The sequence below is a fragment of the Burkholderia sp. MSMB1072 genome (assembly GCF_001524725.1).
Classification (GTDB): domain Bacteria; phylum Pseudomonadota; class Gammaproteobacteria; order Burkholderiales; family Burkholderiaceae; genus Burkholderia.
Genome location: NZ_LOYC01000034.1, coordinates 200,056 through 211,415 on the forward strand (window position 1 = coordinate 200,056; position 11,360 = coordinate 211,415).

Consider the following 11,360-nt stretch of genomic DNA (forward strand, 5'->3'; position numbering starts at 1 on the left):
GGTATCGATGAAATTCAGAGCAGGGATGCACGTTTTGGCGCTGGTCGGGCTCGGTGTGCTTGCCGCATGCGGCAAGCACGGCGTCGACGTATCGGCGGAGCCGCATAACGTGTGCGTCACCGGATACAACGAGTACGGTCGCAAGCTCCACGAATTCTGGCTCGACAACGAGCATAAGTCAGGATGCTTCGGCAATCCGTCGGCACGCGAGGACGGTGAGGCATTCGGCGGTGGCGGCGGTTTCGCCTGCGGCTGCAAGGTGACGCCGGGGCAGAAGGTGAAGCTGTTCTGGGAATTCGCGCAGCCGCTGGACGACATTCAGCGCGGTATCCAGCCCGAGCGCAAGACGATCGACGTGACCATTCCTCAGCCGGAATCGCCGACGTCGCGCTATTTGCGTGTGTATTTCCGCAAGAACGGCACGGCCGAGCTGCAGTGGGTCGACGACATGAATGCACCCGAGCTCAAACCGACGCAGGAGAAGTAACTGCCATGGCCGAAATCAACCTGAAGAAGGACGCCGTCTCCGCAGAGACGGACCGCGTCAAGGCGGAGGCCGAGCAGATGTGTCCCGCATGCGAACACATGCTGTGGGTCAGTTTCTATTTCGACGGATTCGGCTTCGGCGAGAAGGACGGGCCGCGAACCAATATCTTGAAGCTGTTCAACGCCGCGTACGACAAGAAGAACAAGAACATGCGGCGCTTCTACTATCCGGGACTCGGCGCGGATTTCGACCCCGAGGCCGGTGTGCTGCGCGAGGTCCTGAAGGACAAGGCGACGGATACGGTCAGCGAGAAGGCCGGCGACAAGCTCAAGGAGCAAACGGTCGACAAGGCCAAGGAAAAGGCGCAGAAGGCGGCCGAGGATGCGTGGAAGCAGAGCGGCAAGATCAGCAATCCGACGTTCGGAAATCGTGTGAGCGACACGTTCGATACGCTGGTCGGCAAGACAAAGGACGGCTTGGGCGACGCGCGCAAGCGGATCGAGCGCGCGATCGAGCGGCCCGGGTCGGAAAAGAATCGCGCGCTGCGCTATCTGCGGCACGAATGGAAGGGCTTCTGGCGCGACGTCGTCAAGTATCCGTACCGGATTCCGAAAACCGTGCTGAAGGAGGTCGGCAAGGAAACACTGGGCGCGGCGGCCGAGTCGTTCCGGCTCACGCGCGATACGAAGCTGGGCGCCGCACTGTTCAATACGGGCGTGGATACGCGCCTGAAGGCGGCCGAAGAGGATTTCAAGGCGGCGGTGGCCGGCGCGAAGCAGGCCGGCACGGTGAACAAGATCCATGTCGCGATCTTCGGCTACGACATGGGCGGCGGCCTTGCACTGGCCTTTGCCAAGCAATTGCTCGACGAGGTGGCCAAGGGCGGAAAATACGACGGCGTACCGGTGAAGATCAAATTCATGGGGCTGTTCGATTGCGTGACGAACCGCTTCGACGACAACCTGCTGACGGGCTACATCCCGTTGAGCAACGCGGTGTCGTCGGATCTGATCCTGTCGCCGGACATCGAGAAATGCGTGCACTACGCGGCCGCCCACGAACTGCGCGTGTACAAGCCGCTGACGATGCTCGGTGTCGACCCGTCCGACATGCGCGGTCGGCGGCAGGAACGCCTGTTTCCCGGCGCGCAGGTGGACGTGGGCGGCGGCGCGATCGAAGGCGAGGACGGTATTTCCGACAAGCTGGCGCGCGTGCCGCTCGAGATGATGTACCACCGCGCGTACGGCGCGGGCGTTCCGATGCCGAGCCTGACCGCGCTGGCGAACGAGGACGGTGCGCTGTATCAGCAGATCGTCGCGCCGCTCGAGATCCAGAATTTCCAGCTCGACTACCGGCTGGCAGTCAAGAAGCTCGTGGCGACGACGCGCGAGATTCCGCCGCTGACGCCACTGGGCACGGGCATCGGCTATCCGTCGGCGACGCTCAAACCGTCGATCGGGCCGCTCGATTTCCTCAATCCGAAGCCCGTGCCCGACATGACAGACGGTTGCCGCGTGCCCGATCCCGCGCCGCCGCGCCCGATCGTCGTGACCGATCTGCCGAAGGACATCCAGGGCGAACTCAAGGGCCACATGGTCGTATATATCCAGTGGCTGCGCATGTGGTACGACCAGGCCGAGAATCGCACGGCCGCGGCACAGCGCAAGCCGGGCTGGCTCGGCGGTGCGGCCAATCCGCTGGCGTACGGACGTTACGAGAAGCTGGTGCGCGAGATCGATTACCAGAAGCAGCACGGTACGCGCCCGGGATACGGGTTCGATGGCAAGCAGGCAATGAAGCAGCTCGGCGGCGAACTGCCACCGTCGATATTCAACACCGATCCGCAGGCGCAAGCGCTGTTCTGGCTCTGGAATAATCCGGGCGAGCGCCTGCCTCAGGTCGAGGCGATGTATCCGCTGTTCGTGAAGCACGTGCACGACAGCATGGCCGAGAGCGATGTCGAGGCGGTGTGGAGCCACCTCGTGTCGATCAAGAACTACATGAACACGCGGGCAATGCAGAAAATCGCGACCGCACCCGACAAGTCGTTCCTGGACCGAGTCGCGGACGTGTACCAGTCGCTGGTATCGACCGTATCGGCACCGTCCGGCACGACGGTCGTTCGATAGTCTGCCGCTTGCCGACTCACGCCGATTGCCGAGACGCAACCGGCCCGTACGTTACTTCGAGATATACCAGAGCGCGTCAGTGCTGACGCGCGTAGCCGGCGTTGCAGCAGCCGGCGCCTGGGGCATCGCCGGCGGCGGCGTATTCGACGTTACCGCGGTGGGCCACGTGGCCGGCATGTTCGATGGCGCCGACGCGGGCGCGCCATTCGCCGTGCTCGCTGTCGATGCCGATCCCGACGTCGACGGCGTATTCAGATACCACAGTGCGTCGGCCGACGCCGTGCGCTTGGTCGATGCATTCGCGGCCTGTTGTTTCGCCGCCGGCGCAGTGGCTGCAGCCGTTGCCGTCGTCGCGCCCGAACGCTGCGTTCCCGTTCCAGCCCCGCCCTGAGCGGTCATCCCTGCCGCACCCCGCTGCGCGCGCGCTTCGAACGGCCCGAGCTGGAAGATCAACGTTTGCGCGGGACGTGTCAGAACGGCATACGGGAATTGCAGCTCCCACGACATCAGCACGCGTCCCGACGACGTTTCGGTGAAGATCGCCGGTACGTGCTTCATGTCGCTGAACTGCACGTAGATCCGCGCGCCGTCGTCGAACACCTGGGTCGGCTTGGCCTGGTCGGCGCCGGTCACCGTCCATCCGAAGTTGTACGTACCGGCAGGCCCGGCGGGGCCGCCCTGCGGCGGCGGAGGCGGCGCGGCCGGCGATATCGACCGTGCACGCGTGACGGGCGGCGCCGACACGCTCAGGCTCGCGAACGGGTTGTACGTCTGCGCCTGTTGCGGCGGCGTGAAGGACGGTGGAAGGATGGGCATGGGAGTATCCGGCGAATCCGGCATGGTCCGGATTGCATCATAGACCTTGCGCGCGTACGCGAGGCGCTTGTCGGGCGACGCGGAGTTGTACGCGCCGATCGCGTTCCAGTTGGGGCCGAGCTGGCGGATGTTCTGCGACAGGATCCACGCGCCGACGTACGCGTTGGTGCACGCATCGAACAGGCTTTCCCGCGTGATGCCTTCGCGCGCGAGCGTCGGCAGCCATGTGCTGTTGATCTGCATCAGCCCGATGTCGACCGTGCCGTTGGTATTCGTGTTCACCGCGTTCGGATTCATCCCCGATTCGACCTGCGCGATGCCGCGCATCAGGCTGACACTCACGTGCTGGAACGCGGCCGCGTCGTCCAGGCAATCGGCCCGCGCGACGCCGCAGAGCGCGCACGAGAGCGCAATCGTCGAGGCGATTGTCCGCGTGTCGCGGCTGAGCGGGCGAGTGATATGACGCGGCATGGCAGGATGGGGCGGAATCCGGCCGCCCGGTGCAAGGAAATTACGCAGACGCGAAGTGTGCCATAGCAAGCGGGCAAATGGCTCGTGTCAAACTTTCCTTTGCATTTGTCCACGCATGCGCCGCGCATTTTTATCGCGCCGGATCACGGGTCGAGACGATGGCCGATCGGTAAAAATGGCTGGCATTTGCGCGCATGCGATTACAACGGCAGCGACTGGATCCTGACGTATTACGTCAGTTGCGCGATGAAACTGGCGATGAACGGAGCGAAAAGGGGAAATCGTCCAACGGCCGTTGCCGGGGCGAAGGAAAGCGGCATGAAAAACGGCGACCGAAGCCGCCGTGTGCACGATGCGAAGGCGCCGACCACGCCGCGCGTAGCCGGCCATCTCGAGCATGCCGTCAGAAGCGGTGACGCAAGCCGAGGTTGACCATCGTCTGCGAGCTCGTGCCCGCATAACCGTACGATCCGATCGATGCCTGCGCGGCCATCGAGCCGCCGTTGCCGTCGCCGGTCTGGCCGCTCGCGTGCTGGTACGCGGCGGTCAGGTAGACGTCGGTGCGCTTCGACAGGCTGTAGTCGGCGCCGGCCGATACCTGGTGATAGGTCGCCGACGTATCGCCGCCCGAGCGCATGTAGCTGTAGCCGACGCCGACGAGCAGCGCATTCGTCGCCTGGTAGTTCACGAAACCTTGCCCCGTGTTGTAGTGCTCGTTCGAGCCGAACACCGAACTTGCGTCGCGGCGGTACTGCGCGTTGCTGTAGCCGAGGCCGAACGTGAACGGGCCGGCGACGTACTGGCCCGCGATGCGGGCGATGCCGAGCGAGTGCGCGCTGGCATAGCCGCTGTTGATCGGGCCGTCGAACGTGCCGTCCGACGAACTGGTCCAGCCGTTGCGCAAGCCGTTCGACGCGGGGCTGTTGGTCGCGTGGAAGTAGCCGCCCGCGACGCTGAACGGCCCGTTGTTGTACGACACGGCAGCCGAGTACGATTGCGCGGCGCCGGTGCTGCCGGCGATGCCGCCGAACGAATACATTGCCGAGAACTGCAGGCCCGCATAGACGGCCGACGTGTACTTCACCGCATTGTCGACGCGAAAGCTGTTGTCGTAGTTGTCGACGTCGCCCGGCGTCGCGAACACGCTGCCGAGGTAGTTGTCGGCGGTGATGCCCTGCACGAGATCGACGAGCGGATCGTACTGGCGGCCGAACGTGAGCGTGCCGTAGCGGTCGCTCGTCAGGCCGACGAAGGCTTGCCGGCCGAAGAGACGGCCGCCCTGGCCCTGCCGGCCGTTGCTCGGGTCGAAGCCGTTCTCCAACTGGAACAGCGCCTTCAGCCCGCCGCCGAGATCCTCGGTGCCTTTCACGCCCCAGCGGCTGCCGGCCAGATTGCCCGCGCTGCTGTTGCCGAGCATCCACGCGTTGTCCTTGCCTTGCGCATGGTTCACATAGGTGAGCGACGTGTCGATCACGCCATACAGCGTGACGCTCGACTGCGCATGCGCGACGGGCATCGCCGTGATCGACGCGAACGAAATCAGCGAGAGGGTCGTGCGTTTCATTTTCATCTCCTTGCGCATGGGTGTGGATTCGTGATTCGGAATGGCAGGAGACTACAGAGCCGCAATAAAACGGCAAAAATGAAATTCTTCATTGTGGCCTGATGCCGACAGGCACATTCCCGGAAACTCACTTTTGAGGGATTTGGATTATTGAGCGGTGTGTATCAATGGATTGCCGTTTCTCGATTTTTCCATTGCGTTTTGCGCGGGGTGGGATAATTCGGCGCGATATTCGGGTGAATGCCCGCAGGCGCGATATTGTTATCGATCCGTCAAATCATTATTTAACGAATCGAATTGGCCGGCCCGGAACGAATGTGATAACCGCGCGCGATTCGCATCCGGCGGCGGTATCGACTTCGCCATCCGTCGCTGCGTCAGCGTCGCTCGCGTACCGAAACCGCGGTCACCATCTCGTTTTGTATATAATAATCATTCTCATTTACAAAATGGTTGACGCCTGCGCACCCCGGAACCCGGCCATGTCCGCTGACAAGCTGTCCCTCCATCGAGAAATCGACGCCCTCCATGCCGGCCGCCACGTGTGGCTGCGCGGCTGACCACGCTGCAGGTCCGACCATACAATCGCCGCGGCCGTTACGCCGGCGCGCGGCTTCGACAGGAATCCAGATGAATCTGAAGACGAAGACCGGCGCACGCCGCCGCTTGTTGCGCACGATCGCCGGTGCGGTGCTTGCGCTGTCCGTGGGCCTCGGCGTCGGCGCTAGCGCGTCGGCGCCCGCATTCGCCGCCGATGCGCCGCAGCCCGTCACGCGCGTCGCGATGCTCGTGCAGTTGCACGGCCCGAACCTGAAGGTCGACGAACGCATCGGCCAGCATCTCGGCGAACGCGGCTACGCGGTGCGCCTGATCGACGAGGCGGCCACGCCCGATGCGGCGCGCGACGCCGATCTGGTGGTGATCTCGTCGACGGTATCGTCGAAGAACGTGCGGCCCGGCTGGCGCACGCTCGACAAGCCGCTCGTGACGTGGGAAAACGACCTGCTCGACGATCTCGCGATGACGGGCAAGCGGCACGACGTCGACTTCGGCGAAACGGGCAAGGAGCGCTACCTGTGGCTCGTCAATGCGCCGCATCCGATGGCGGCCGGGCTGCCGGCCGGCGCGACGAACGCGTACGGCAAGCAGGCGCCGATGAGCTGGGGCAAGCCGGGGCTCGGCGCGATCACGATCGCGACCGTGTACGGGCAACCCGACAAGGCCGCGATCTTTGCATACGAGAAGGGCGCGACGATGGACTACGAAACGCTCGCGCCGGCGCGCCGCGTGATGTTCTTCCTCGACAACGACACGTTCACGAACCTGTCGCCGGCCGGCATCGCGCTGTTCGACGCGGCGGTGGATTGGGCGGCCGGGCGGCGCTGAGCCGCCACGCGTCGATCACGCGGCCGGCAACGGGCGCCGCCGCGACGCTGCGTCGATGAGTTGCGCCAGCGTCTGCGCGGGTTCCGACATCGTGCGCCGTGCGCGATGCACGAGCCCGATGTCGCGGTGAAACGTGTGATGCCCGAGGTCGATCGCGCGCACGCCGGCCGGCCAGCGGCGATAACCGGCGGTCTGCGGCACGATCGCGACGCCGACGCCGTTTTCGACCAGCTTGACGATCGCGTCGAGCTCGTCGAGTTCGCAGGTGTCGCGCACCGCGATGTGCATCTTGCGCAGAAAGCGGTCGACCTGACGGCCGCCGAAGGACGCGCGGTCGTAGCGCACGAACGGCTCGCGCGCGAGCAGGGCGGCCCAGTCCTTGCCTTTCACGCCGCGCGGCACGATCAGCCGGAACGGCTCCTGCGCGAGCGTCGTCCAGTGCAGGTCGCTCTGCAGCGCGAACGGCGGCCGGATGATCGCGGCCATGTCGATTTCGCCCGCATCGACCCGGTTGACCAGCTCGATCGACAGCCCGGGTATCACGCGCGTCCGGCACGCGGGATGCAGGCGATGAAACTCGGCCAGCGCGGCCGGCAGCAGCGCGCTCTGCACCGATGCGATCGCGCCGATGGTCACGCGCACGGCGGCCGGCGAGCCGGGCGCGGTCGAACTCAGGTTCTCGTACAAGCCGATCAGCGCCTGCGCCTGGTCGAGCACGTGGTGGCCCCGCTCGTTGAGCCGCGCCGATCGCCCTTGCCGATCGAACAGCGCGAAGCCGAGTTCGGCTTCGAGACGCTGCATCTGCGCGCTCACGGCCGCTTGCGTGAGCCCGATACGATTGCCGGCCGCGGCAAAGGTGCCTTCCCGGGCGACGGCGACGAGGGTTTTCAGCTCGCGGATCATTCATCGATTCCGTTTGTGAATCGCAAAATTATATATTGATTTAATTTTTTATCGGCCTTGTCTAACATGGTGCCGTCCTCGCGCCACGCGAGCATTTCTTCACGAGGCCATCATGAGTCTTTCCCCGTTTCACCTCGCGATTCCGGTCTACGACCTGCCGGCCGCACGCGATTTCTACGGTCGCGTATTTGGGCTCGCGGAGGGGCGCTCGAGTGCACAGTGGGTCGACTTCGACTTTTACGGGCATCAGCTCGTGATCCACGAGCATCCGAAAACCGCATCGCAGGAAGGCGCCCATACGAATGCGGTCGACGGTCACGACGTGCCGGTGCCGCATTTCGGGATCGTGCTCGACTGGGCGAGCTGGGAAGCGCTGGCCGAACGCTTGCGCACGTTCGGCGTGACGTTCGCGATCGAGCCGTATGTACGGTTCCAGGGGCAGGTCGGCGAACAAGCGACGATGTTCCTGTTCGATCCGTGCGGCAATGCGCTCGAATTCAAGGCGTTCCGCGACATCGGCCAATTGTTCGCGAAGTAACCGGCAGCGGCGCGGCGCCGATCGAAATCGGATGAGAGAATGCAGCCGGCGGCCCGAGCGCGCGCAGGTGCGACGGCCGGCGCCGCGCCGCACGGCATCCGTCCGTGCGCGCCGTTCTCCAAGGAACCCGTATGGACAGTCACATCGCTCCGGTGGAGCTGAAGAAAGCCTACCGTCTCCTCAATCACGGCCCGACCGTGCTCGTGTCGGCCCGCCACGACGGCGTCGACAACGTGATGGCCGCCGCCTGGGCGTGCGCGCTCGATTTTCTGCCGCCGAAGCTGACCGTCGTGCTCGACAAGTCCGCGAAGACGCGCGAACTCGTCGAGCGCAGCGGCACGTTCGTGATTCAGGTGCCGACGGCCGCGCAACTGCAGCTCACGCATGCGGTCGGCAGCCACAGCCTCGCGCAGCGGCCCGACAAGCTGCGCGAAGCGGGCGTCACGCTGTTCGACGTCGAAGGTCACGACCTGCCGTTCGTCGCCGGCTGCTCGGGCTGGCTCGCGTGCAAACTGATTCCTGAGCCGCACAATCAGCAGACCTACGACCTGTTCATCGGCGAGGTGGTCGGCGCATGGTCCGACACGCGCGTGTTCCGCGACGGCCACTGGTATTTCGAATCGGCCGACCCCGCGCTGCGCAGCCTGCACTACATCGCGGGCGGCAATTTCTATGCGATCGGCGAATCGCTGCACGTCGATCCGGACGCGCAGTAAGCGCCGGACGCACTGTCGCGGATCGGGCGCGCTTCATGCGCGCTTTTTCAATTCCGCGAGCATGAGGTCGGCGAACGCCTGCGCGACGCGCGGCAGCGTGCGCCCGCGCTTCACGACGAGCGCGATCGGCCGTACGAACGCGCGATCGTCGATCGGCTTCGCGACCAGGTCGGGCTCGGCGCGCACCTCCCGTGCGGTCGCGGGCAGGATCGTCACGCCGAGGCCGCCGCGCACCATCGCGACGGCCGTCATCATGTAGGTGGGCTCGCATGCGATATCGGGCGTGCAGCCGGCCGCTTTCAGCGCGGCATCGACGACGCTGCGCACGCTCGTGCCCTGCGCGGTGAGCACGAGCGGCACGCCGGCGACGTCGGCGGTGCTCACGCGGCGCTTGCGCGCGAGCGGATGATCCTTCGGGCATACGGCGACGAGCCGGTCGGCGCCCGCGTACAGCACCTCCAGCGTCGCATCGAACGTGTCGCCGCCGGTCAGCCCGAGATCGGCTTCCTCGTTGCGCACCAGCGCGGTGACGAGGCTCGCGACGCCGTCGCGGATCTCGAAGCCCGCGCGCGGCACGTCGCGCCGGAACGACTGGATCAGCTCCGGCAGCACGCTGGACGCGAAGGTCGGCAGGCAAGCGAGCCGCACCGTGCCGCTCGTGCCTTCGCCGAGCGCGCGCGCATCGCGCAGCACGCGCTCCATGTCGTCGAGCGAGCGCTGCAACAGCGGCAGTAACTCGCGCCCGGTCTGCGTGAGGGCGACGCTGCGGCTGTTGCGGTCGAACAGGCGCGCGCCGACGATGTCCTCGAGCCGGCGAATCTGCACCGTCAGCGCCGGCTGCGACAGATGCAGCCGCGCGGCGGCGCGCGTGAAGTTGCCGGCGTGCGCGACGGTGACGAACGCGCGAATGTCGCGAAGATTCAGATCCATAATGCTTCGTGATTGCTGCGATCAAATCATTTCAATTGTGCTATCGCTGCGCCGACCTTACGCTCGTCTCCAACAAAAGACAAGGTAGGAGACACCGATGCTGCCGTTACTCGGGCTGGGCACGATCGTCGTGCTGCTGGCCGCGATTCTGTCGAAGCGGATGTCGCCGCTCGTCGCGCTGATCGTCGTGCCGATCGCCGCGTCGCTGCTCGGCGGCTTCGGGCTGCACACCAGCAAATTCGTCATCGACGGGCTGAAGGGGCTCGCGCCCGTCGTCGGGATGTTCGTGTTCGCGATCCTGTATTTCGGGACGATCACCGACGCCGGCACGCTCGATCCGATCATCGACCGGATCCTCGGCGCGGTCGGCACGCGGCCGACGCGCATCGTGATGGGCACGACGCTGCTCGCGCTGCTGATCCACCTCGACGGCTCGGGTGCCGTCTGCTTTCTCGTGACGATTCCGGCCGTGCTGCCGCTGTACGACCGATTGAAGATGGACCGGCGCGTGCTGGCCGCCGCCGTGTCGATGGCCGCGGGCATCAACTTCCTGCCGTGGACCGGGCCGATGATTCGCGCGTCCGCGTCGCTGCACCTGCCGGTGTCGGGGCTGTTCAATCCGCTGATTCCGGTGCAGGCGATCGGGCTCGTGTTCGTGTTCGGCGTCGCGTACTGGCTCGGGCGGCGCGAGGAGAAACGGCTCGGGCTGTCGCGCAACGATGCGTCGATTCCGTTGCCCAAACGCGAGCTGACCGCCGACGAGCAGGCGCTGCGCCGGCCGCACCTGTTCTGGTTCAACCTCGTGCTGACGCTCGTCGTGCTCGGCACGATGGTCGTGATGGGCGAGAAGATTCCGCCCGCGATCATGTTCATGGTCGGGCTGTGCGTCGCGCTGATGGTGAATTACCCCGACGTCGACATGCAGCGAAAGCGCATCGACGCGCATGCGCGCGCTGCGCTGATGATGGCCGGCATCCTGCTCGCGGCCGGCGTGTTCACCGGGATCATGCAGGGCAGCGGGATGCTGAAGGCGATGGCGCAGGCGGCGGTCGGCTTCGTGCCGCCGTCGATGGCGGGCCATATCCCGGTGGCGCTCGGTCTCGCGTCGATGCCGCTCAGCATGCTGTTCGATCCCGATTCGTTCTACTTCGGCGTGCTGCCGGTGATCGCGGAAGTGGCCGGCCAACTCGGCGTGCCGGCCGTGCAGGTCGGGCAGGCGGCGCTGCTCGGCCAGATGACGACGGGGTTCCCGGTCAGCCCGCTCACGCCCGCGACGTTCCTCGTCGTGGGCCTGTGCGGGATCGAGCTGGCCGAGCACCAGAAATTCACGTTTCCGCTGCTGTTCGGCGCGTCGATCGTGATGACGATCGCCTGCGTCGCGCTCGGCATCTTTTGATTCTTCCCGGCGGCGCATTTCGCC

At 65.5% G+C, this 11,360-nt stretch carries 11 protein-coding genes; 7 read left to right on the forward strand and 4 right to left on the reverse strand.

The window, feature by feature from the left end:
- Positions 1–7: 7 nt before the first annotated feature.
- Complete coding sequence (locus WS89_RS18325) at positions 8–487, forward strand: DUF3304 domain-containing protein (RefSeq protein ID WP_059792494.1); 480 nt, start codon at positions 8–10, stop codon at positions 485–487.
- Between the two features lie 5 nt (positions 488–492).
- A complete protein-coding gene (locus WS89_RS18330; RefSeq protein WP_059792496.1) occupies positions 493–2,616 on the forward strand; it encodes a phospholipase effector Tle1 domain-containing protein in 2,124 nt (707 codons plus the stop codon).
- 51 nt (positions 2,617–2,667) lie between these two features.
- Here WS89_RS18330 and WS89_RS18335 read toward each other — a convergent pair whose 3' ends face one another.
- Positions 2,668–3,903, reverse strand: coding sequence for a transglycosylase SLT domain-containing protein (locus WS89_RS18335; RefSeq protein ID WP_059792498.1), 1,236 nt, complete (start codon positions 3,901–3,903; stop codon positions 2,668–2,670).
- Between the two features lie 84 nt (positions 3,904–3,987).
- Between WS89_RS18335 and WS89_RS33860 the strand changes: the two genes are divergently transcribed.
- A complete protein-coding gene (locus tag WS89_RS33860) occupies positions 3,988–4,335 on the forward strand; it encodes a hypothetical protein (RefSeq protein ID WP_156440571.1) in 348 nt (115 codons plus the stop codon).
- On the opposite strand, the gene WS89_RS18340 is transcribed toward WS89_RS33860, so the two are convergent.
- On the reverse strand, positions 4,307–5,467 hold the full coding sequence (locus WS89_RS18340; RefSeq protein WP_059792614.1) for a porin: 1,161 nt from the start codon (positions 5,465–5,467) through the stop codon (positions 4,307–4,309). The two genes, WS89_RS33860 and WS89_RS18340, sit on opposite strands and share 29 nt — an antisense overlap.
- Positions 5,468–6,097: 630 nt before the next feature.
- On the opposite strand from WS89_RS18340, the gene WS89_RS18345 reads away from it, so the two are divergent.
- A complete protein-coding gene (locus WS89_RS18345; RefSeq protein ID WP_059792500.1) occupies positions 6,098–6,853 on the forward strand; it encodes a hypothetical protein in 756 nt (251 codons plus the stop codon).
- Between the two features lie 15 nt (positions 6,854–6,868).
- Here the strand turns inward: WS89_RS18345 and WS89_RS18350 are convergent, their stop codons facing one another.
- Complete coding sequence (locus WS89_RS18350) at positions 6,869–7,756, reverse strand: LysR family transcriptional regulator (protein ID WP_059502053.1); 888 nt, start codon at positions 7,754–7,756, stop codon at positions 6,869–6,871.
- A gap of 112 nt (positions 7,757–7,868) precedes the next feature.
- Here WS89_RS18350 and WS89_RS18355 point away from each other — a divergent pair, with 112 nt between their 5' ends.
- Complete coding sequence (locus WS89_RS18355; RefSeq protein WP_059502055.1) at positions 7,869–8,294, forward strand: VOC family protein; 426 nt, start codon at positions 7,869–7,871, stop codon at positions 8,292–8,294.
- A gap of 131 nt (positions 8,295–8,425) precedes the next feature.
- Positions 8,426–9,010, forward strand: coding sequence for a flavin reductase family protein (locus WS89_RS18360; protein WP_059792502.1), 585 nt, complete (start codon positions 8,426–8,428; stop codon positions 9,008–9,010).
- A 33-nt stretch (positions 9,011–9,043) separates the two neighbouring features.
- Here the strand turns inward: WS89_RS18360 and WS89_RS18365 are convergent, their stop codons facing one another.
- A complete protein-coding gene (locus WS89_RS18365) occupies positions 9,044–9,940 on the reverse strand; it encodes a LysR family transcriptional regulator (protein WP_059792504.1) in 897 nt (298 codons plus the stop codon).
- A gap of 97 nt (positions 9,941–10,037) precedes the next feature.
- Between WS89_RS18365 and WS89_RS18370 the strand changes: the two genes are divergently transcribed.
- Positions 10,038–11,336, forward strand: a complete 1,299-nt coding sequence (locus WS89_RS18370) for a CitMHS family transporter (RefSeq protein WP_059792506.1) — start codon at positions 10,038–10,040, stop codon at positions 11,334–11,336.
- Positions 11,337–11,360 lie beyond the last annotated feature (24 nt).